The following is a 22,104-nucleotide window of genomic DNA, read 5'->3' as shown; positions in this document are numbered from 1 at the left end:
CGCCGGCGGGGGCGCCCGCCGGCGCGGCGGGCCTCAGCCGGCCGGGACGGCGTTGCGCGCCACCACCTCCGCGAAGAACCGCCCGCTGTCCTTGACCGTCCGGCGCTGCGTGTCGAAGTCGACGTGCACCAGGCCGAACCGCTGGGTGTAGCCGAAGGACCACTCGAAGTTGTCCAGCAGGGACCAGGCGAGGTAGCCGCGCACGTCCGCCCCGCGCGCCAGGGCGGCGTGCACGGCGCGCAGGTGCTCGGCCAGGTACCGGGTGCGCCCGACGTCGCGCACCCGGCCGTCGGGGTCCACCACGTCGACGAACGCCGCGCCGTTCTCGGCCACCACCAGCGGCACGGGTCCGCAGCGCTCGCCCAACCACACCAGCAGCTCGGTCAGCGATTCCGGGTGCTGCTCCCAGCCCATCGACGTCAGCGGGCCCCGCGGCGGCAGGACGTCCACGCCGCGCAGGCCCGGCAGCGGGCAGTTGCTCGGGGCGCGGAGGTCGGCCAGCGGCGCCACCCTGGTCGGCGCGTAGTAGTTGACCCCGATCCAGTCGACGGGCGCGGCGATGAGCGCCGGGTCGCCGTCCCGGATCGCCGGCTCCAGCGCCGCCAGGTGGGCCACGTCGGCGAACAGGTCCTGCGGGTAACCCCGGCCCAGCACCGGGTCCAGGAAGAACCGGTTGTGCAGCACGTCGAACCGCCGCGCCGCGTCGCGGTGCGCGGCGTCGTCGCCGTCGGCCAGCGCGGGCGAGAAGTTCAGCACGATCGACAGCCGGTCGCCCGGCCGGCCGCGCTCGCGCAGCGCGCGGGCCGCCGCGCCGTGGGCCAGCAGGTGGTGGTGGGCCGCGACGAGCGCCGCGCCCGCGTCGGACAGGCCCGGCGCGTGCACGCCGACGCCGTAGCCCAGGAACGCCGAGCAGAACGGCTCGTTGAGCGTCGTCCAGTCCGCCACCCGGTCGCCCAGCCGGTCGTGGACCGTGCACGCGTAGTCGGTGAAGCGCCCCACCAGGTCGCGGTCGCACCAGCCGCCGCGGTCCTGCAGCGCCTGCGGCAGGTCCCAGTGGTAGAGGGTGACCAGCGGCCGGACGCCCGCGGCGAGCAGGTCGTCCACCAGGCGGTCGTAGAAGGCCAGGCCCCGCGGCTCCACGGTCCGCCCGTCGGGCATGACCCGCGGCCACGCCGTGGAGAACCGGTAGGCGGGCAGGCCCAGCTCGCGCAGCAGCTCCACGTCCTGGCGGTGGCGGTGGAAGTGGTCGCAGGCCGGGTCGCCGCCGACGCCGCCGAGCACCGCGCCCGGCACCGCCGCGAAGGTGTCCCAGATGGACGGACCCCGCCCGTCCGCGGCCACCGCTCCCTCGATCTGGTAGGCCGCCGTCGCGGCGCCCCACAGGAAGCCCGTCGGGAAAACGTGTTCCATCAACCACCTCACCGGTTGACCGGGCCCCGCAGGAGACCGGTGACCAACTGCCTTGCCAGCAGGGCGAACAGCACCACGACCGGCAGGGTGCCGAGCACCGCGCCGGTCAGCACGAGCGGGTAGTCGGTGTAGTAGCCGCCCGCCAGGCGCGACAGCGCGACCTGGACGGTGGGCGACTCGACGGGGTCGAGCACCACCAGCGGCCAGAAGAAGTCGTTCCAGGCGGCCAGGAACGTCAGCATCGCCAGCACCACCGCGTGCCGGCGCAGCGCCGGGAGCACCACGTGCCAGTAGGTCCGCGGCAGCGAGCAGCCGTCGACGCGGGCGGCGTCGACCAGCTCGCGCGGCACCGCCTCCCGGCACGCCTGGCGCATCCAGAACACGCTGAACGCGCTCACCAGGCCCGGCACGACCACCGCCTCCAGCCGGCCGTACCAGCCCAGCGCGCCCACCAGCTCGAACAGCGGCACCACGCCGAGCTGCGCCGGCACCATCACCGAGCCGACCAGCAGCGCGAACAGCGCCCGGCGCCCGCGGAAGCGCAGGTGGGCGAAGGCGAACCCGGCCATCGTGGCCAGCAGGACGTTCGACGCGGTGACCGTGCCCGCCACGACCGCCGAGTTGACCAGCGCGGCCCCGAAGTCGACCGCGGCGAACACCTCGCGCGCGTTGGCCGCCAGCTCGCCGCCCGGCAGCAGCGGCGGCACGCGCGCCGAGATGGCCGCGTTGTCGTGCGAGGCCACGACGACCGACCAGTACAGCGGGAACAGCGAGGCGACCAGCACCAGCAGCAGGGCCGCCCAGGCGAGCGGGCCGGGTCCGCGGCGCACCCCTCACCCCCGCCCGACGAACCGGCGCACCAGCGCGGTGTTGGCGAACGCCAGCACCGCGCACAGCGCGAACAGCACCCACGAGATCGTCGCCGCGTAACCGGCGTCGAAGCGCTCGAAACCGTTCTCGTACAGGTACATCACCAGCGTCTGGAACTGCCGGTCGTTCCCGCCGGCGCTGGCGCCGCCGAACAGGGTCGGCTCGGCGAACAGCTGCAGGCCGCCGATGGTCGACACCACCGCGGTGAACACCAGGGTGGGCCGGATGCCGGGCAGCGTCACCGACCGGAACGCCCGCGCCCGCGACGCGCCGTCCAGCGCGGCGGCCTCGTGCAGCTCCCTGGGCACGGACTGCATAGCCGCCAGGTACAGCAGCGCGTTGTAGCCGGTCCACCGCCAGATCACCATGAGCGCGACGCCGAGGTGCGCCGACCACGCGTGCGCCTGCCAGTCCAGCGGTGACGCGCCCAACGACGCCAGCACCCAGGCCACCAGGCCCTGGTCGCGCCCCAGCAGCTGGGTGAACACCAGCGCCACCGCCACCACCGGCACCACGTTGGGCAGCAGCACGACCGCCTGCCACGTGGTGCGCCCGCGCAGCGGGCGGTCCAGCAGCGCCGCGATGCCCAGCGCGGCGAGCAGCTGGGGCACGGTCGCCACCAGGAAGATGCTCGCGGTGTTGGCCAGCGCGTTGTAGAAGTGCGGGTCGGTGAACAGCTCGGCGTAGTTGGCCAGGCCGGTGAAGGCCACCGGCCCGTCCAGCAGGTCCCAGCGGTGCAGCGACATCCAGGCGGTGCGCAGCAGCGGGTAGAGGCCGAACACCGCGAACAGCGCGAAGAACGGCGCGACGAACAGGTAGGGCGTGATCCTCCGGTCCCACCGGGCGAACGGCACGGCGGCTACCGCAGGACGTCGCGGGCTTCGCGGACGGCCTGCTCCCACGCCTGGTCGACGCTCTGCGCGCCGTTCTCGACGCGGCCCAGCGCCCGGCCGAACACCGGCCGCACGTCGGCGTCGCGCACCCCCCGGTGGTTGGGCCGCACGGTGTCGGAGGAGGCGGCGAACAGCCGGCCGACGGGCGCGTCGCCGAAGTAGGGGTCGGTGTGCTCCAGCACGACCGGGTCCCGGTAGACCTCCGGCTCGCTGGGCAGGATGCCGTCCCGCACGAACAGCTTCTCCTGCTGCTCGGGCGCGGTGAGCCACTCCGCCAGCCGGTAGGCTTCGCGCTGGTGCGCGCCCTGCGCGGGCACCGCCAGGTAGGAGCCGCCCCAGTTGCCGCCGTCGCCGGGCACCTCGGTGACGTCCCACTTGCCCGCGCCGTCGGCGCCGCCCGCCTCCTTGATCTGGGCCAGCATCCACGCCGGGCAGGTGATGGTGGCGAAACCGCCCCGGTTGATGGCGGCGTTCCACGGCTGCGTGAAGGTGGTGACCTTCGCGGTGCGCCCGGCGGCCCCGATCGCGCCGGCGATCCGGAAGGCCCGCAGCACGTTGGGGTTGGTGTCGCCGATGAAGGAGTCGTCGGCCTTGGCGAAGTAGTTCTCCTCCGCCTGGTTGAGCACGGCGGTGTAGACGGTGCCCGCCGAGTCGGCGAACGCGGCGTCGGGCACCCGCGCGGCGAAGCGCTCGGCCACCTGCGCGTAAGCCTCCCAGGTCGGCCACAGCGCGGCGACGGCGTCCCGGTCGGTGGGCAGGCCCGCGCGCTCGAACAGGTCGCGGCGGTAGCACATGGCCAGGCTGCCCATGTCGGTGCCGAGGCCGAACACGTAGTCGCCGCCCTCAGCGACGCCCGGCTCCCACTTCCACCGGGGCCACCGGTCGCGCAGCTCCCGCGCGCCGAACGCGGACAGGTCCGCGAACCGCCGGGCCGACTGCCGCATCCGGGGCATGTACTGCTCCTCGACGGCGACCACGTCGGCGGCGCCGCGGCCGGCCGCGAGCGCGGTGACCAGCCCCTTGTGGTGGGCGTCGAAGTCCGCCACCCGGCCGACGACGTCGACCTCCGGGTGCGCCCGCTCGTACTCCTCGAACAGGGGCTCGTAGCCGAACTCGCCGAAGGTCGCCACGGTCAGCCGCAGCTTCCCCCCGTCGCCGGCGCCACCGCACCCGGCGACGACCAGCGCCAGCGCCACGACCAGCGCCGGCAGTGACCGACTCGCACGCACCCGCCGCATCAGGACCCCTCCGCCGACGTCATCCGTGGGCCCATCCTGTTGCCCGCGGGGCCCGACCGGGCGCGCCGCCGGCCGCTTCTGCCCTCGCGCGCGCCGGGGTTGCCCGAAAGGGCAGCCGCCGGCCCTCAGGCGGCGCGGCAGCGGCGGTTCCACTCGTCCAGCAGCGCGTCGATCCAGGCCGCCAGCAGCTCGGCGGTCTCGGCGTCGCCGTCCGCGACGACCGCGCGGCGCTCCTCGCCGGCCGCGACCAGCTCGCGGAGCAGGTCGCGGACCGGCACCCCGGGCGTCGTCACCGGCCGCCCGCCGCTATCCGGAACGCCTCGATGTACTTGGGCAGCTCCACCAGCGCCCGCTCCCAGGTGTCGGCGGCGATCTGCCCCGCGAACGCCGCGTCCACCGCCAGGCGCTCCACGGCGGGGTCGACGTCGCGGTCGGCGACGTCGCGCAGCCTGCGGGACAGCTCCGCCCGCCGCAGCCGCGCGCGCACCACCTTCAGCGTGCGCTCCAGTTCGGCGATGACGCGCTCGGCCTCCGCCCTCGGCACCACCAGCCACCCCTCCCTGGCCAGGCGGAGCAGGACGTCGCCCGCGAACCCCTCCCCGGTGGCGCCCCGCCGCCGACGGCTCCCGCTCCCCTCGGACCGCATACCCACCGCACCTCCGCACGGGAACGAGAATCACCACGAGCCCACCACGCACGCGGACGCGAACCAAGGGAGCGTGGCGTGGTCTGCCCGTCCGTACCTCCCGGTTGCCCGCGCCACCGGAAAGCCCGTTGCTCCGGCCGGGTGATCGTCGGCTCCGCCGTGAACCGACTCCCCCTCGGCACGTGTTCAGTACGGGGGGACGGAGATCGGGGGTGCGGGTGGTGGCGGGCGCTGCGGGTGACGGGTTGCGGGTGAGCGTGCTGGGGCCGGTGCGGGCCTGGTCGGGCGGCGCCGAGCTGGCGCTCGGGCCGGCCCGCCGGCGCGCGGTGTTCGCGGTGCTGGCCGGCCGGGCGAACCGGGTGGTGTCGCGGCACGAGCTGGTCGACGGCGTGTGGGGCGCCGCGCCGCCGGCGAACGCGGTGGGCAGCCTGCACACCTACCTGTCCGGGCTGCGCCGCGCGCTGGGCGGCGCCCAGGCGGCGCTGGAGTCGCGCTCCGCCGGGTACTCGCTGCGGCTGGCCGACCGCGCCGTGGACGCCGAGGAGTTCGACGCGGCGCGGGCCGAGGGCGGGCGGCTGCTGGCGGCGCGGCGCTGGGCCGAGGCCCGGGACGCCCTCGGGGCCGCGCTGGAGCTGTGGCACGGCACGGCCTACGCCGGGGTGCCCGGCCCGTTCGCGGAGCTGGAGCGGCAGCGGCTGGCCGAGCTGCGGCTGGGCGCGGCCGAGCTGCACGCCCGCGCCCGGCTGGAGCTGGGCGAGCACGCCGAGGTGGTCGCCGACCTGACCGGGCTGGTCGCCGAGCACCCCTGGCACGAGGGGCTGCGCGAGCTGGTGATGCTCGCCCTGCACCGCTCGGGCCGGCGCGCCGAGGCGCTGGAGGTCTTCCACGAGGCGCACCGCGCGCTGGTGTCGGAGCAGGGCGTCGAGCCGGGGCCGGCGCTGCGCGCGCTGCACCGGGAGGTCCTCGCCGACCCGCCGCCCCCGCCGGCGCGCCCGCGCCGGTCGTTCGGCCGGCCGCCCCGCGCGGTGCGCGACCCGGGCCGGGCCTTCGTCGGCCGGTCCGCGGAGGTGGCGCGGCTGCGCGGGCTGGTCGCCGCCGCCGCCGCGGGCCGCGGCGCGACCGCGTGGGTGGAGGGCGAGGCGGGCATCGGCAAGTCCGAGCTGCTCGCCGTCGCGCTGGCCGACGCGGGCGAGCGGGGCTGCCAGGTGGCCTGGGCGGTGGCCGACGAGTCGAGCAGGCGCTACCCGCTGCGGGTGATCACCGAGTGCCTCGGCGCGCACCCCGACGGGCAGCGCGGCGCGCCCGCGCCGGGCTCGCCCGGCGCGGCGGACCCGGTGCCGGCCGCGGTGGACCGGCTGCTGGCGTCGGTGGACCAGGCGTGCGCGACCGCGCCGCTGGTGCTGGTGATCGACGACCTGCACTGGGCGGACGACGCCAGCGTGCTGCTGTGGCACCGGCTGGCCGCCGCGACCCGGCAGCTGCCGCTGCTGCTGGTGGCCGCGACCCGACCCGACCCCGGCCGGCGGGAGCTGGCCCGGGTGCGGCACGGCGTGGAGTCCCGCAACGGGCACGTGCTGGCGCTGCGGCCCCTGTCGACGGCCGACGCCGAGGCGCTGATCGGCCACGCCGTCGGCGCCCGGCCCGGCGGCGCGCTGCGCGAGCTGGCCCGCCGCACCGCGGGCAACCCGCTGTACCTGACCGAGGTGGCCAACGCCCTGGTGCGCGGGCGCTCGGTGCGGGTGGTGGACGGCGTCGCCGAGGTCGACCCGCCCGCCGCCCGGGAGGTGCCGCGCTCGCTGCTGGGCGCCGTGGAGCGCACGCTGGAGTTCCTGTCCGACGACGCGCGCGACGTGCTGCGGCTCGCGGCGCTGCTCGGCGCGTGCTTCCGGGTGGCCGAGCTGACGGCGGTGACCGGGAGGTCGGCGCTGGAGCTGGTGGGCGTGCTGGACGAGGCGGTCGCCGCCACCGTCGTGGTCGAGGCGGGCGAGGACCTGGCGTTCCGGCACCCCTGCCTGCGGCAGGCGCTGCGCGAGGGCGTGCCCCGGTCGATGCGGGCGGCGCTGCACCGGCACACCGCCGAGGCGCTGGCCGGGATGCGCGCGCCGGTCGAGCGGATCGCCGAGCACCTGGTGGCCGAACCGATCCCGGTCGACGGCTGGGTGGTGCGCTGGCTGGCCGAGCACCACGCGGCGGTGGCCGGCCGGGCCCCGTCGGTCGCGGCCGAGCTGTTCCGCCAGGCCCTGGACACCGACCTGCCGGACGCGGCCCAGCGGGCGGACCTGCTGACCAGCCTGGTGAAGGCGCAGTTCCGGCTGGACCGGTTCCCGGAGGTGGAGGCGGAGCGGGCGCTGGCGCTGACCGGCGACCCGGCGGAGGCCGCCGAGATGCGCCAGCTGCGCGCCACCATGCGGTACCGCCGGGGCGACACGGCGACGGCGGTCGCCGTGCTGCGGGAGGCGCTGGCCGTGCCGGAGGTCCCGGAGCTGTGGCGGGCCCGGCACGTGGCGCTGCTGGCCGACATCCGCCGCGGCGACCTGTCCGACCTCGACCAGGCGGAGCGCTCGGCCGAGCGGGCGCGCGCGGACGCCGTCGCCGGCGGCGAGCCCTACCCCGCGGCGCACGCGGCGCAGACGCTGTGGCTGGTGCACTCCATCCGGCGGGACCACGAGCGGGCGCTGCGCCACGTCGACGACGCGCTGGCCACCGCCGGCGACCGGCCCGAGCTGGCCGAGCTGCGGTTCGACCTGCTGGACAACCGGGTGTTCAGCCTGCAGAACCTCGACCGCCTCGCCGAGGCGGAGGACGCGCTGCGCTCGGGCCGCGTGGTGGCCGCCCACCACCACCTGCCGACCGGGCTGCAGGTGTCGGCCGCGGTGCACCACTACTGGACCGGCCGCTGGGACGAGGCGCTGGCGGAGCTGGACGCCGTCATCGAGGACGGGCCGTCGATCACGTTCTTCGGCCTGCGCGAGCCGGGGGCGGCGGCGCTGCTGCTGCACGGCGTGGCCGCCCTGGTCGCCGGTCGCCGCGGCGACCGGGCCGCCGCCGCGGCGCACCTGGACGCGGGCGCGCGCGTCCCGTCCTCCGGGGCGGAGCGGGAGAGCTGCGACTTCCACCTGGTCGCCGCGGCGCTGGCGGCCGAGCAGCGCGGCGCCGCGCGGGAGGCGGTGGCGCGGCTGGAGCCGGTCCTGCGCCCGGACTACGCGCGGATGATGCTGCGCCACCAGTGGCTGGCCTACGCGACCCGCCTCGCGCTGGGCGTCGGCGACGTGGCGACGGCGCGCCGGGCGCTCGCCGTGTGCGAGGAGGAGGCGGCCAAGGAGGTCCGGCCGGCGCGGGCGTCCGCCGCCGCCGCGCACTGCCGCGGCCTGGTGACGGGCGAGCCGGACCCGGTGCTGGGCGCCGCCGACCACTACCGCCGGGTGGGGCGCGTGGTGGAGTGCGCCACGGCGCTGGAGGACGCCGGCGCGCTGCTGGCCGCCGCCGGCCGGACGCGGGAGGCGTCGGCCGCCTTCACCGAGGCGGTGGAGCTGTTCGGCGGGCTGTCCGCCCGGTGGGACGTGCGGCGGGCGGAGAACCGCCGCCGCGCCGCGGGGGTCCGGCGCGACGCTCCCGCGGTGCGGGAGCCGGTGGTGTCCGGGTGGCGGGCGCTGTCGCCGATGGAGGTCCGCATCGCTCGCATGGTCGCGGCCGGCCTGTCCAACCCCGACATCGCCGACGAGCTGTCCCTGCCGCGGCGGACCGTGCAGTCGCACGTGGCGCGGCTGGCGGACAAGCTGCGGACCGACTCGCGGGCGGGGATCAGCGAGCACGTGCGGACCAACGGCCTGCTCCCCTGCTGAGGGCCGGGGGCGGGCGCCGGGGTGGCCGACGCGGCGGAGCCCCGCAGGACGCCGGGGAGGCGTTGTCCTGCGGGGCCCGGTCACCGGAGCGCCGCGCGGGCGGGTGTCACAGGATGTCGAGGAACACCTTCGAGATGTCGATGTCGTCGATGATGTCGGCGTCGTTCAGCGCGTCCACCAGGGCGCTCTTGAAGATGAGGTTGTCCTCGATGGACACGTTCTTCAGCACGTCCTCGATCTCGGCCTCGACCAGGTCCAGCTCGGCGCCGTTGAGGACGTCGATGTCGTTCCCGCTGGCCACGTCGCCGATGGTGATGAGCGCGTCGTCCAGGTCGATCGGCACCTGGACCTTGGTGTTGACGGTGCAGATGAGCACGTTGACCAGACCCGTCGGGTCGGAGTTGATGCACGACGCGTGGGGCACGGTCGTGGCCTGCGCGGCCGACGCGCCACCGAGGACCATCGCACCGGTGATCGCGGCCAACGCGGCACCCGAGACAAGACGCTTCAACACGTGTGGCTCCTAGGGATTCCGATTTCGACATTGACGCCGTCCAGCGCCGGACAAATAGAAGCAGATCGAGCGAGGCCGCCGCACGAGTCCTTTCGGGTGACCGTGCGGAAAGAGTCGCGGCGATTACTCCTTGAGTCGCAAGCCAACCGCCGAGGCGCCCTTCCGGACCATTTCATGCGGCATGAATGGTGTTCATCCGAACCCGTTCGCGGAGCGCTTCAAACTCGACCGGAAGAGTGATGTGCGAATCGCACGACTGCGGCGGCGATGCGAGTTTCGCTCGTTTTACCGCGGGAACGACCGGACGTTCCCGCACGTCAGCCGGCCTTACCACCCGGGAGAGGAATACGCTGCGTAGTCGCCCACGGCTAAACTCGGCAACGCGGTGACATCCCGGAGCACACCCGCACGCCATTTCTGTGTGCTGTGTCACACTTGTTCGACTCGTCCGGACGCCCGGTCGGGAACACCCCGATCGGAGTCATTCCCGTCCGCAGGACGCGGGTCCGCCGGCGAAACCTGAGGTCATCCGACCATCCCCTCTCCCGCGCATTCGCCGACCGTTCCGGAAAACTCCCACCCGATAAGCGCCCGCTCGGCGGAACCCCGCGGCGAGGGCCGGGCGATCGCCGAGCAGCCGGGTGAGCCCCTCGGCCACGACCCGTCGTCCGCGCCGCTGCGTCACTCGGCGCCGCGCGGTCGCGGCGGGGGTCGGTGGGCGTGCCGGCGCTCGAACGCGTGGCGGAGGTCGTGGGCGGTCTGCCGGAGTCGGTCGAAGGGGACGGGCAGGTCGGGGTGGACGTCCGGGTGGTGGGCGATGTCGTCGATCACGGCGTGCAGGCGGTCGAACTCGGCGGCCACCGCGGCGGGGTCGGCCCGCCCGGTGTCGTGGGCGCGCCGCCAGAGGTGGGCGACCAGTTCCAGCTGGGCCGCCAGGCCGGCGGGCCCGTGGTGCCCCAGGGCCCGGTGCTCGGCGCGGACGACCTCCCGGCAGCGGTCGGCCTCGTCCGGCGCGGCGCGGGACGCGAGCCAGGCCAGGTCGAGGCGGCAGGCCAGGGTCAGGGGGTGGTCGGGACCGGGGCCGGTGGCGCAGTCGCGCACCAGGGACGCGTACTCGGCGAGGGCGCGGTGGTCCGGTGGCGGGTCGGCGCGGGCGTGGCGGGACCAGGCCAGGTCCCGGCGGAGGGCCAGCACGTCGGGGTGGTGGTCGCCGAGGTGGCGGCGGCGGGCGGCCAGTGCGCGGGCGAACAGGGCCTGCGCGCGGTCGTGCGCGCCGGTCAGGTGGGCCAGGACGGCGGCGCCGCGGGTGAGCCGCGTGGCCGGCAGCTCCCACCGGTCGGGCAGGGCGGTGTCGGCCACGACGTGCTCGCAGTGCGGCGCGAGGGCGGTCCACCGGGACAGGTGCTCGGGGTCGGTGGCGCTCAGGTGGGTGGTGGCGCCGTCCAGGACGGCGACGCACAGGGCGAGGTGGTCCCGCCGCTCGTCGGGCCGCTGGCGCTCGCGGACGGCCGGTGCCGGCAGCACGCAGCGGGTGGTCCGCAGGGTGACCTCGTCCAGCAGGCCGAAGTCGACCAGCGCGGCCAGCGACCGGGCCAGCTCGGCGCCGGTGACGCCGGCGAACAGCGGTGACGCGGCCAGGACGCCCGCGTCGAGCACCGCGCGGGGCAGCGGGGCCGGCGCGAAGCAGGCCAGCCAGCGCAGCAGCGGCCGGGCCCGGGGCAGGCCGAGGCCGGCCAGCAGGTCCAGGGTCAGCTCTTGGGCGCGGGCGGGCGGGTCGCGGTCGCCGTCCGGGGGCCGCGCGAGCAGCAGCCCGCGGTAGTGGTCGAACCCCGCCGGCAGGCCGGGCGCGGGCGGGCGCCCGGCGGCGGCCCGCAGGCAGCGCCCGGCCAGGTGCAGGGCCGGGGGCAGCCCGCCGAGGGCGCGGGCGAGCCGGGCCGCCTGCCGGCGGGTGCCCGCGCCGGGCGCCAGCGCGCACAGCACGTCGGCCGCGTCCTCCTCCGCCAGCGGCTCGGCGGGCAGCGGGCGCGCGGGGGTAGGGCCGTCGCAAGGGGTGGCCACGGGTCGGGTCTCCGGGTGTCGGGGGTGGGGTGCGCCGGGCGGTCACACGGCGATCGGCGGGTCGGCCACCAGGTGCTCGATGTCCTCGGGCGACTGGGGACCGCCGAACAGCTCGCCCTGGCCGGAGGTCGCGGACAGCTCGCGGGCCGTGTCGCGCTGGGCCTGGGTGCGCACGCCCTTGACGGTGACCTCGCGGCTGACCGAGCTGCTCAGCCGGATGAGGTTCGCCGCGACCGACCGCCGGCTGGGTTCGACCCGGGGGCCGTCCAGGCCGGCGGTCAGCTGCGGCGGGATGACGACGGACTGCAGGGGCAGCCGGGTGAGCGCGTCGTAGCGGGCGAAGTCCGTGCCCACCCCCTCCAGCGCGACCGGCACGGCCATCCCGCCCAGCCGCACCAGGTTGTCCCGCGGGAGCCCGTCGTCGTCGACCACGGCGCCGTGCGGCAGCGACAGCATCAGCTGCGACCCGGCCACCCCGGACTCCCGCAGCGCCGCCGCCACGTCGCGGACCAGCTCCCGGTCGCGGGCCAGCCGGCACGGGACGTTCACGGTGATCCGGGGCGCGGCCTCGCCCAGGGCCGCGCCCCAGCGGGACGCCTGGGCCAGCACCCCGCGCAGCACCCACGGCCCCCACCGCAGGGCCGGGCCGACGTCGTCGGCCAGCGCCACCAGGTCGTCGGCCTGGCGGCGGCTCCCGTCGGGCCGCTGCCACCAGGTGCTGGCCTCGACCCCGACGACCCGGCCGTCGCCGAGCCGGACGATCGGCGTGTAGGCGAGGACGACCTCGCCGCGCTCCAGCGCCCCGGGCAGCGCGGCGAGCAGGTGCCCGACGCCCTCGTCGGGCGCGCCGCGCCGGGACCCGACCTCCCGCCAGCCAGCGCGCGGCTCGGCGGCGGAGTGCAGCGCCACCTGCGCGCGGGCCAGCAGCTGCACGGCGGTCGTGCCGCCCCGGACCTCCGCCACCCCCACCGCCGGGCGGAGCACCAGCTCCCGGTGGCCGACCCGCATCGGCTCGGACACCCGGTCGACCAGGCGGCGCACCGCCTCGGTGACGCCGTGCCGGCCGGGCCGGTCGGTGATCAGGACGCCGAAGGTGTCGCGGTCCAGCCGGCCGACCGCGGCGGCGGGCATCCCGGCGACCGCGGCGGTGATGCGGGCGGCCGCGGTGGCGGCGACCCGGTCCCGCGCCTCGGGCCCGAACCGCCGGGTGAGCGCGCCCAGGTCGCGCAGCCGCAGCGTGCACAGCCCGAGCGCCACCCCGCCCGCGGTCGCGTCGATGGTGGACTGCACCCGGTGCAGGAAGTCGCGCTGCTCGGCCAGGTGGGTGACCTCGCCGCGGCCGGTGTCCGGCAGCGGGGACCACCACCACGCGCGCACCGCGGTGACGTCGCCCAGCAGCACGTGGAACCCGCCGTGCGGCCGGCGCACCGCGTCGTCGGCCGGTGGCGGGGAGCCGGGTGGCGGTCCGACCTCGGCGCCGCCCGTGCGCAGTCCCGGGGCCGGGCCCCCACCCGGCGCCGCCAGGGGGGAGCCCGTGCGCGGCGCCGACACCGGGTCGGGACCGCCCGGCGGCGCCGCTTCGGGGGTGGGACCGGCCGGCGGTGCGGGCGCCGGGTCGGGGCCTGTGCGCGGTGCCGGAGCGGGACCGGGGCCCGGCTCCGGCACCGTTTCGGGACCCGACGTCGGAGCCAGGCCGGGACCCGGCACAGACCCCGGTGCCAGGTCCGGACCCGGTGCAGACCCCGGAGCCAGGCCCGGACCCGGACCGGTCCGCGGCGACGGGGCGGGGCTGGCGCGGGGAGGCGGCGCGGCGCCGGGCCCCGCGGGCGGCGCCGGCGCGGTGTCGCGGGACGACGAGCCGTGCCGGGCCCGGTCGAAGATCCGGCGCAGGGCGGCTTCCTCCTCCGCCGGGCCGGCCGGCGCGGGCGGGCCCGACCGGGCCCGCCACCGCAGCGCCGCCCGCGCGGTCCGCCACCGCGCGTGCTCCTTGGTCCCGGGGATCCTGTGCGCAACCCACCGCCACATCACGCGTCACCTCTGTCCTGTCGTCCCCCTGGATCACTGCCCCCGGAGCGGTCGTCCCCGCCTGCCGCCGCGCCGGGGCAGCTCAGCCGCTGACGCGCCTGCCACAGGTAGTTCGACACGGTCTTCTTCCCGCAGCCGATCACCTCGGCGATCTCCCCGATGCTTAACCCGAAGGCGTCCAGCTTCACCGCTTCCCGCAGCTGCGGCGGCAACCGGTCGACCTCGTGCAGGGCCTCGTGGAACTCCCGCCGGGTGTGGCCGTCGGCCGGCGGCGGCACGAGCGCGGCGTGCCCGTCGTCCGGGGCGACCGGCGGCGCCTGCCGACGGGCCTTGCGCCGGCCGTTGAGCATCCCGTGGCGGGCCACGCGGAACACGAAGGGCCGCGGTTCCGCCACCCGCCCCCAGCGCTCCCACGTCTTGAAGAACGCGTCGGCGGCTATCTCCTCGTCGTCCACGTCCGGGGCCTCCCATCGCACCCAGCGGCGCACGGCGTCGTAGTTCGCCCGGTAGAACTGCCTGAACTCCTGCTCGGCGCGGGCCGCGTCGCCGGGGCCCGGCTGGGGGATGTCGGTCACGGACCGTCGCCCCGGACCGTCCCCCCGCCGAGCACCGCCCGCGGCGGTGTCGGCCGAGCACCGCGCGCACCCGACGCCGTCAGCCGACGACGGCCGCCCGCGGCGGACCCGGGCACGCCGCCCCGGTCCGCCGCACGGTGGGCGCGCCGACCGGCCTCGGCTCCGGCCGGCAGCCGGCGCGCGTCCACCGTGATCGTTTCCTGGGGCAGCAACACACAACCCTTCCGATGCGGGATACGAAGCACATCCGTTGTGGACGTACACCCCCCACCGGTCCCGGGACTCCCGGAAATCCGTGCCGACGGCACCAGGTTCACCCGAATGATCTGATATGCGACGCGCCGTGTACTGCGAACACCACCCCCACGAGCGCCCCTGACGCCGGCAGGGTGAACAAGCCGGGTCCCGCTCCACGCCGGACCGGTGATCACGCCCCGCCCCCGGTCGAATTCCGGCGACCATCGCCGAGCGAGGAGACCGCCGCCCGCACCGCGACCGGAGGGATCGGCCGTGCCCCAGGACCCCGACAGCCCCGCGCCGGCCGGCGCCGAGCAGCCCGGCCCCGCGCCGGCGGACTTCGACCGGCCCAGCCCCGCCCGCGCCCACGACTGGCTGCTCGGCGGGACCCTGAACACCGCCGTCGACCGCGACGCCGCCGACCTCGCCCTGCGCCGGCTGCCCGGCCTGCGGGAGCTGGCGCGGCTCAACCGGGCGTTCCTGCACCGGGCCGTGCGGCACCTGCTCGCCGCCGGCATCCGGCAGTTCCTCGACCTGGGCTCCGGGCTGCCCACCATGGCGCCCGCCCACCACGTCACCCGCGCCCACGACGAGGCGATCCCGGTCGTCTACGTCGACCACGACCCCACGACCCTCGCCCACGCCCGCCTGCTGCTCGAGGACTCCCCCGCCGCCGTGATCGTCGACGCGGACCTGCGCGACCCCGGGCGCGTCCTGCGCCACCCCGGGGTCGCGGGCCGGCTCGACCCCGACCGCCCGCTGGGCGTCCTGGCGGTCGACGTCCTCGACGCCCTGCCCGACGACGACCACCCCGAGCGCCTCGCCGACGCCTACCTGGCCGCCCTGCCGCCGGGCAGCGCGTTCGCGCTCACCCACCTCACCGCCGACCACCGGCCGGAGCCGACCGGTCCCCTGCCCCGCCACCCCCGCCCCCCGGAGGTGCTGCTCGCCGGGTTCGCCGGCCGCCCGACCGCCGCGCCCGGCGTCGTGCCGCCCTGGGAGTGGCGGCCCGACCACCGCCTCGAACGGCCGCCCCCGCTCGCCGCGCTCGCCGCCGTCCTGGGCCCGGTCGACGGGTGATCACCGGGTAGTTTCAAGAGGACGGTCCACAACGGACACTCAGCGGAAGGACCAGAGCAGCCACAGCAACTCGGTGTAGAGCCACAGCAGCGTGCCCACCAGGCCGAAGGCCAGGTACCACGCCCAGTCGGCCGCCACGCCGTGCCGGATCATCCGGTCCGCCGCCTCGAAGCCGAGCAGGAAGCTGAACGCCGCCAGGCACACGCACAGCAGGCTGAACGCGATCGGGAAGAACCCGCCGCCGCGCAACCCCGGTTCCGCGCCGAGCACCGCGGCCCCGAGCACCTCGGTCAGCAGCAGCAGCACGACGCCCACCGCCGCGGCGATGAACCACTTGACCTTCCGCGTGGTCAGGCGCAGCAGCCGCAGCTTGTAGACCGCCAGCATCGCGACGAACACGCCCGTGGTGCCGAGGGCCGCCTGCGCCGCCAGGCCGGGGTGCGCGCCGTCGAGCAACCCGGTGACGCCGCCGGTCACGACGCCCTGGGCGGTGGCGTAGGCGAGGGTGAGGCCCGCGCTCGCGGTGAGCCGGAACGTCAGGAACAGCCACAGCCCCAGCCCCGCGGCGGCGGCCGGCAGCACGGCCGCGTAGAGGTCGAACAGCACCGTGGCGACCCCCGCGGCGACGGTCGTGCCCAGCGTCACGGCCGACTTCGCCACCACGTCGTCCACCGTCATCGGCCGGTTCGTGCCCGTCGGGCGGTACTTCGAGGTCCGCGCCGGCGCGGCGGCCCCCGCGCGGGGCAGCGCCGTGCCGCTGGTGACCAGCAGGTTGCGGATCGCCGGGTTGGTGGTCGTGCGCATCGTCAGCCTCCTCGTGGTGCCCCTACCGCACCTCTTCGACCCGCTTGTCCCGCACGCTCGCGCGCAGCGCCGCGTTGACCCGCTCCACCCCGGTGAACCGGGTGTCGCGCGTGGGCCGCACCTCGTAGGGCAGGGCCGTGTTGAGGTACTCGTGCCACGGCGACGGCACGGTGATCGGCCGCCGCACCCCCGCCAGCAGCACGCACTGGATCGCCTGCGGCCCGTGGCGGCGCAGCGCCAGCCGCAGCCGGCCGCGCAGCCCGTGGTGCTGGGCCACCTGCGTGTTGAGCAGGCGTTCGCCGACGGTGTTGCCGACCTGGGACAGGTCGACCACCCGCAACTGCAGGACCTTGTCCCGGATCGGCTTGTACAGGTCCTTGCGCACGCCCCGGCAGCGCAGCACCACCTGCTGCCCGGCCTGCCCCTCGACCTCGCAGGTGATGTCGAAGGCCACCCACTTCCGGAACACGCCGAAGGAGATCTCGTTGGTGATCTCCAGCGCCGTGCCGGGCCTGGGCTCGCCGGTCACGGCCGGCGGGTCGGTGTACTTGCCCTGCAACAGCTCCGCCAACGACGTCGAGCCGGTGAACAGCCGGTGCAGCCCCACGGCGACCGCGTTGCGCTCGTACAGCTCCAGCCACGCGGGCAGCCGCGCCACGCTCGTCAGGTCCGGCGCCAGCAGCGCCGCCTCCTCGGCGTGCGCGGACGCGTCGCCGCGCAGGAGTTCGGCCAGCAGCCCGATGCGGCGGCGCAGCTCGATCAGCGCCAGCGCGTCGAACCGCGACGACGGCTCGACCTCCGCGCGCCGCCCGCCGACGCCTTCGAGCACGCCCGCCAGCACCTGCGCGGGCCGCGCGTCGGCGGCCCACTCCCGGGCCCGCGCCCAGTCCGCGAGCCGCTGCACGGCCCGCGGCGTGAGCCACTTGCGCCGCTCCACGAACGCGCCCCACTCGCCGGCGTCCAGCGCGTGCGCGGCGGCCAGCCGGGGCAGGCGCGGCAGCAGGGTGAGCAGCAGCAGCTCCGCGTCGGCGATCTCGGCCCTGGTGTGCCCGGTGTCGCGCAACGCCCGCACGAGCTGGTGGGAGTCGAGCAGGTTCGCGTGCACGTCGGCGACCGGGCACCCGAGCAGCTCGGCGAGCGCCGGCAGCGCCTTGGGGTCCACCAGCATCCGCAGGTGGTGCTCGGTGAGCACGGCCGGCAGCTGCGGCGGGGTGAACTCGGCGCGGATGCGCGCGGCCAGCTCCGCCAACCGGTCCTCGTGCAGGCCGGGCCCGGTGACCCGCCGCACCAGGTCCGAGCGCGCCAGGTCGCCGTAGACCTGGCTCACGGCCGCGCGCGCCCGTTCCGAGGTCCGCACCAGCCACAGCACGTACAGCTCGTTCTCCATCAGGCTCCCGTCACCCGGCCGTAGCGGGGCTGCTCCTCGCCGGTCAGCACCTCGAACAACGCCTGCGCCTCGTCCCGGCCGCCGCTGACGAACTGCCCGAGGACGATGTCCTCCACCGCCTTGCCGACCTTCACCAGCGCCGAGTCGATCGCTTCCGCCTCCTCCGACAGCTCCTCGCCGGCCTGCTCCAGCTGCCGGGCCAGCCGCGCGGACTCCACCGCGCCCCGGAACAGCCACACGGCCCGTTCCCGCTCCGTCGTGCAGGTCCGGGCGCGGGGTATGCCGTGGAACAGCCGGCGGACGGCCTTGTCCAGGTCCGTGTCGGGCAGCGCGGCCAGCCACGCCGTGGTGTAGGCCGCGTCCAGGTCCGCCGCCTCGTCCACCGCGCGCGAGGCGGCCGAGGGCACGCCGGGCAGGTGCGCGCCCAGCAGGTCGGGGATCTCCCGGTACGGGACCTCGGCCGCCACGCACTCCACGACCGCCCGCAGCAGCCAGGCCCTCGCCTCCCAGCGCGGTTCGGCGTGCACGGCGTCCAGGCACTGCCGCGCGGTGGCGAACGCCGACAGCCGCATCGCGACCAGCGCCCGGTGCATCCCCTCGCTCAGCGACAGCGCCCGCCGCGCGGACTCCAGCTCGGCGTCGATGGTCTCCGCCTCGGCGGCGCCGGGCTCGGGCGGGTGCAGCTCCTCGGCCACCCGGTGCGCGACGTGCCGCGGGTGGGCCCGCAGCGCCGCCAGGAACGCCGCGTCGAACGCCTTCTCGTCGCCGTCGCCGGCGAGCCGGACCAAGGTCTGCCACGCCTGGTCGGCGGCCACCGCGTCCGGTTCCCCGGCCGGCTCGGGCTCGGCGTGGTCGGTCGCGTCCCGCACCACGAGCGCGCCGCGCGCCGCGTCGGCCAGCACCGCCGACAGCCGGTCGTCCACCACCGAGTACAGGTGCACGTGCAGCTCCGCGTCGTCGCCGTCGATCGCGGGCAGGTACCGGGTGACGAACGCGGTGTGCCGGGTCAGCACGTCGGCCGGGTCGATCCGCTGCCGCCGCAGCGCGTGCCGCCACTCGAAGCGCAGCAGCGGCGCGACCTGGTCGCTCCACCGGCGGAACGCGTCCTCGGTCGCCGGGCTCTCGTCGGGCACGACGTCGCGCAGCACCGCGTCCAGGAACCGGCCCGCCGCGAGCTGCCGCGCCGGGGCGTAGGGCCTGGCGACGGCGGTCTCCAGGTTCGCCACCAGCTCGTTGAGGCGCCGCGCCCAGTCCTCGCGCAGGGCGATCAGCTGCGGGACGTTGTTGCGGTAGTAGGTGTCGGAGTCGATCTCCTCCGGCTCGGCGAGCCGGATCACCGTGCCGACCCGCTCGTCGAACCGCTCCACCAGCAGCACGGTCGGGTCCCACATCGAGCGGCGCTCGTCCTCGTCGGCCCGCAGGTAAGCCTCCAGCTCGGTGCGGAGCCACCGGATGTCGGCCTCCAGCCGGTCGCGGCGCAGCTTCGCGTCCATCGCCAGCCGCTGCGCGAGGACCCGCTGGTGGGCCTCCTCCAGCGCCCGGTACGCCGCGGTCTCCAGCAGGTCCGGGTGCAGGGCGACGCCGATGCCCGAGCCGGGCCGCGCGTCGTCCGGCTCCGCGGTCCGCAGGCAGGGCAGCAGCGCGACCGGCCCGCCGCCGTCGGCCCCGGGCAGCGCGGGGCGCAGGAACGCCCGGTGCGGCTGCGCGGCGGCCCGGTCGGCCAGCGCGCGGACCTCCTCGGCGAACGCAACGGAGTCCGCGTGCACCACCTCGGCCAGCTCCACGAGGTTCGTCTCGCGCTCCAGCGCCCGCAGGTGGTTGACGAACTCGCGCAGCGCGCCGCGCGCCGTGGGCGCCGCGCCCTCCGCGGTGGTCACGTGCCGGGCGTCGAACACCGACGGCAGGTCCATCGCGGTCTGCTTGCCCGCCAGGCCCGCCGAGATGCGGATCAGCCCGACGCCGACGAAGTCGCCCACGACGCCCGGCTCGCCGTCGGCCATCCCGTTGACCCGCAACGAGGTCGTCAGCGCGCTCTGCACGACCTGCCGGCGGATCTCCGGCAGCCCCTCCCCGACCACCAGCACCTCCACCGGCCCCTGGTCGTCGGCCACCACCCACGCGCGCACCAGCGTGCCGGGCAGCGCCGCCCGCACGTCCGTCGACAGCGCCGCGCGCGGGCCCCACGGCAGCCGCTCGGGCACGACCGGCCCGCACTCGCCGGGGTCCTCGGCCCGGTCCAGCAGCGCCGCCAGCGGCTCCCCCGGGTCGGGCGCCGGGACCTCGACGCCCAGCGCCCGCGCGTGCAGCAGCAGGGCGAGGTCGTCCTCGGGGTCGTCGAACAGCGGCTGCCCGGGGCAGCGCTGCCGCCAGTACCGCCACAGCGGCGCGACCACCTGCCGCGGCACCGCCGGCCGCCGCTCCCGGAACACCCGCTTGACCAGCTCGGCCTCCTCGGGCTCCCACGCGAACGGCGCCTTGGCGAACACGACGGCGACGGCGTCCTCGGTCATCCCCACCTCACATCCTCGAACAGGCGCAGCGGAATCCGGTGTCGGCGCGGCACTCGGCGGCCGAGGAGGGGACCAGCTCCTCCAGCAGCCGGTGCTCGGGCGTGTCGAACGCGCCGCCGCGCAGCACCGGCCGCCCGGCGGCGTCCACGCAGGTCTCCCACGCGTTGCCCAGCAGGTCGGCCAGCCCGTGCGGGCCGGCCTGGAACTCGCCGACCTCCGACAGCGCGCCCAGGGTGCGGCGGAAGTTCACCCGGCCCTCGGCGACGTCGGCCGCCACCCAGTCCCCGCGGCGCCCGGCGCGCGCCGCGCGCTCCCACTCGTCCGCGCGGGGCAGCCGCAGGGGCAGGCCGAGCCGGCCGCCCGCCCACTCGGCGTAGGCGCCCGCCGCGCGGGCGCCCACCGCGACGACGGGCTCGTGCTCCCGCTCGGGCGGGAAGTCCAGGTCGTCCCAGTGCCGCAGGTAGTTCCCGTCCACGTGGCGGCCCTCCCGGCGGGCCGCCCTGGGCCGCCAGCGGTCGTTGGCCGGGTCCAGCAGGAACACCCGGAACTGGCCGTTGGTCACCAGGTGGCGGCCGAGCCGGAAGCCGTCGGGCGTCGGCAGCAGGTCCGGCAGCGGGCCGGGGCGCACGGCGATCGGGAACCCCACGACGTCGGGCGCGGCGGGCGGCGGGACCGGTGCGGCGGTGATCGGAGCGGTGGTGATCGGAGCGGTGGTGATCGGAGCAGCGGTGATCGGAGCAGCGGTGATCGGTGCGGCGGTGGCCGACGGGCGGGGCGGCAGCACCACGGCCGAGCCGTGCGCGCGGGGCGAGCGGGCCAGCGGCACGACGCCCGTGCCGGCCCACTGCTCCAGCGCGAACGGCGCGCCGCCCGCCCGGCGGGCCCGGTCGGAGATGTAGGCCCCGACGTCGCGGGCGGTCACGTAGCCGTCGTGGTCGGTGTCCAGGTCGCCCCGCCGCAGGGCCTCCACCAGCAGGGCGGTGAACGGGCTCAGGTCGTGCGGCGTCGGCGCGTCGGGCACCAGCGGGCTGCCCGGCCCGCGCGTCGCGGCCAGCACGAACCGGCCCCGCCCGCGGAAGTACCCGGGCGTCCACACCTCGCCCTTGAACTCCGAGGCGTAGCAGCAGTCCAGCACGATGATCTTGAGCAGCGCCGGGGACCGGGCCACGACCTTGCCCAGGTGCGAGCCGGTCAGCCGCGGGGAGCCCAGCGTCGCGGTGTCGGTGTCGCGCGCGCAGAGGTAGAAGTCGCCTTCGAGGTCGATCCGCCCGTGCCCGCTGTAGTAGAACAGCAGGCAGTCGTTGGCCTCCGCGGCGGTGAAGAACTCCTCGACGGTGTCGAGCAGCACCTGGCCGGTGGCGTCCTTCAGCGGGCGCTGGCAGCGGAACAGGCCGGTGTCGGGGTCGGACAGCGCGGCGCAGACGGCCTCCACGTCGTTGAGGGGCCCGTTGAGCGCGGAGAGCCGGTGGGGGTCGGCGGGGAAGGCGGCGTTGCCGACCGCGAGCGCCTTGAACGCCGTCGCGGGCGCGTCACCTGTCATCATCGGCGGGTTCGGCCTCCCCCTCGGACGACGGGGGCTCGTCGCCCAGCGCTTCGGCCAGCACCCGCCGCACCGCCTCGATCCCCGCCCTGCCGCGCCCGGTGCCGGTGATGCGGCGCCCGCCCTGCTCGACCTCGACGGTGATCTCGCGCCCGGCGTCCTGGCGCGCCCACTCCCGCAGCACGACGGCCGCCGCCCGGATCACCTGGGAGGACGCCAGCACGACGGCGGTGACCTCCACCAGGCCCTTGACCGGCCCGGTCCCCGGCTCCCGCGGCCGGTCCACCTCCACCCGCAGCGCGGGCCCGTCCGCCCCCGCGTGCGGCGCCACGCCGCGCAGCCGCCGCTCCAGCAGCGCCACCTGCGCGAGCCAACCGGGGTGGTCGGCCGCGTACCGCCCGCTGGCCACCCGGACCACGACCGCGTCGGCACCCGTCATGCGTTCTCCTTATTATTGCGGAGAAAATCCCGCGCA

Annotated in this window: 17 protein-coding genes; 2 read left to right on the top strand and 15 right to left on the bottom strand. The window is 76.7% G+C overall.

The window, feature by feature from the left end; translation table 11 throughout:
- Nucleotides 1-33: 33 nt before the first annotated feature.
- The 6 genes from JOE68_RS29245 to JOE68_RS29220 all read right to left on the bottom strand — a co-directional run bounded on the left by JOE68_RS29245 (nt 34) and on the right by JOE68_RS29220 (nt 5,057).
- Nucleotides 34-1,410, bottom strand: a complete 1,377-nt coding sequence (locus JOE68_RS29245; RefSeq protein WP_204845593.1) for a GH1 family beta-glucosidase — start codon at nt 1,408-1,410, stop codon at nt 34-36.
- A gap of 8 nt (nt 1,411-1,418) precedes the next feature.
- Nucleotides 1,419-2,240: a carbohydrate ABC transporter permease gene (locus tag JOE68_RS29240; protein WP_307819972.1), complete on the bottom strand. Its 822-nt coding sequence runs from the start codon at nt 2,238-2,240 to the stop codon at nt 1,419-1,421.
- 3 nt (nt 2,241-2,243) lie between these two features.
- On the bottom strand, nt 2,244-3,134 hold the full coding sequence (locus JOE68_RS29235) for a carbohydrate ABC transporter permease (RefSeq protein WP_204845592.1): 891 nt from the start codon (nt 3,132-3,134) through the stop codon (nt 2,244-2,246).
- Between the two features lie 5 nt (nt 3,135-3,139).
- Nucleotides 3,140-4,411 (bottom strand): ABC transporter substrate-binding protein, encoded by a 1,272-nt coding sequence (locus JOE68_RS29230; protein WP_204845591.1) that lies wholly within the window; start codon nt 4,409-4,411, stop codon nt 3,140-3,142.
- Nucleotides 4,412-4,536: 125 nt separating this feature from the next.
- Nucleotides 4,537-4,704 (bottom strand): hypothetical protein, encoded by a 168-nt coding sequence (locus JOE68_RS29225; RefSeq protein ID WP_204845590.1) that lies wholly within the window; start codon nt 4,702-4,704, stop codon nt 4,537-4,539.
- Nucleotides 4,701-5,057, bottom strand: coding sequence for a hypothetical protein (locus JOE68_RS29220; RefSeq protein ID WP_204845589.1), 357 nt, complete (start codon nt 5,055-5,057; stop codon nt 4,701-4,703). Before JOE68_RS29220 ends, JOE68_RS29225 begins: the two co-directional genes overlap by 4 nt.
- Before the next feature lie 221 nt (nt 5,058-5,278).
- Here JOE68_RS29220 and JOE68_RS29215 point away from each other — a divergent pair, with 221 nt between their 5' ends.
- On the top strand, nt 5,279-8,899 hold the full coding sequence (locus JOE68_RS29215) for an ATP-binding protein (RefSeq protein ID WP_307819971.1): 3,621 nt from the start codon (nt 5,279-5,281) through the stop codon (nt 8,897-8,899).
- A 106-nt stretch (nt 8,900-9,005) separates the two neighbouring features.
- Here the strand turns inward: JOE68_RS29215 and JOE68_RS29210 are convergent, their stop codons facing one another.
- From JOE68_RS29210 to JOE68_RS32355, 4 genes are all read right to left on the bottom strand, one after another.
- On the bottom strand, nt 9,006-9,413 hold the full coding sequence (locus JOE68_RS29210; RefSeq protein WP_204845588.1) for a hypothetical protein: 408 nt from the start codon (nt 9,411-9,413) through the stop codon (nt 9,006-9,008).
- Nucleotides 9,414-10,094: 681 nt separating this feature from the next.
- Complete coding sequence (locus tag JOE68_RS29205; RefSeq protein ID WP_204845587.1) at nt 10,095-11,471, bottom strand: hypothetical protein; 1,377 nt, start codon at nt 11,469-11,471, stop codon at nt 10,095-10,097.
- Between the two features lie 42 nt (nt 11,472-11,513).
- A complete protein-coding gene (locus tag JOE68_RS29200; RefSeq protein WP_204845586.1) occupies nt 11,514-12,899 on the bottom strand; it encodes a GGDEF domain-containing phosphodiesterase in 1,386 nt (461 codons plus the stop codon).
- Nucleotides 12,900-13,495: 596 nt separating this feature from the next.
- Complete coding sequence (locus tag JOE68_RS32355; RefSeq protein WP_204845585.1) at nt 13,496-14,071, bottom strand: RNA polymerase sigma factor; 576 nt, start codon at nt 14,069-14,071, stop codon at nt 13,496-13,498.
- Between the two features lie 510 nt (nt 14,072-14,581).
- Here JOE68_RS32355 and JOE68_RS29190 point away from each other — a divergent pair.
- Nucleotides 14,582-15,388 (top strand): SAM-dependent methyltransferase, encoded by an 807-nt coding sequence (locus JOE68_RS29190; protein WP_204845584.1) that lies wholly within the window; start codon nt 14,582-14,584, stop codon nt 15,386-15,388.
- Between the two features lie 39 nt (nt 15,389-15,427).
- Here JOE68_RS29190 and JOE68_RS29185 read toward each other — a convergent pair whose 3' ends face one another.
- The 5 genes from JOE68_RS29185 to JOE68_RS29165 are packed head-to-tail and all read right to left on the bottom strand — an operon-like array spanning nt 15,428 to nt 22,068.
- Nucleotides 15,428-16,192 carry a Bax inhibitor-1/YccA family protein gene (locus JOE68_RS29185; RefSeq protein ID WP_204845583.1) on the bottom strand — a complete coding sequence of 255 codons (765 nt, stop codon included), beginning with the start codon at nt 16,190-16,192 and terminating at the stop codon, nt 15,428-15,430.
- Nucleotides 16,193-16,214: 22 nt separating this feature from the next.
- Nucleotides 16,215-17,579, bottom strand: a complete 1,365-nt coding sequence (locus tag JOE68_RS29180; protein WP_204845582.1) for a hypothetical protein — start codon at nt 17,577-17,579, stop codon at nt 16,215-16,217.
- A complete protein-coding gene (locus tag JOE68_RS29175; RefSeq protein WP_204845581.1) occupies nt 17,579-20,089 on the bottom strand; it encodes a hypothetical protein in 2,511 nt (836 codons plus the stop codon). Before JOE68_RS29175 ends, JOE68_RS29180 begins: the two co-directional genes overlap by 1 nt.
- Before the next feature lie 7 nt (nt 20,090-20,096).
- A complete protein-coding gene (locus JOE68_RS29170; RefSeq protein ID WP_204845580.1) occupies nt 20,097-21,632 on the bottom strand; it encodes an SUMF1/EgtB/PvdO family nonheme iron enzyme in 1,536 nt (511 codons plus the stop codon).
- Complete coding sequence (locus JOE68_RS29165; protein WP_204845579.1) at nt 21,619-22,068, bottom strand: effector-associated constant component EACC1; 450 nt, start codon at nt 22,066-22,068, stop codon at nt 21,619-21,621. Before JOE68_RS29165 ends, JOE68_RS29170 begins: the two co-directional genes overlap by 14 nt.
- Between the last annotated feature and the right edge of the window lie 36 nt (nt 22,069-22,104).

The sequence above is a fragment of the Saccharothrix algeriensis genome, from assembly GCF_016907655.1.
In the GTDB taxonomy this organism is placed as follows: Bacteria; Actinomycetota; Actinomycetes; order Mycobacteriales; family Pseudonocardiaceae; genus Actinosynnema; species Actinosynnema algeriense.
Note: the sequence above shows the minus strand (reverse complement) of the source record. Positions and strands in the feature narration are given on the sequence as shown.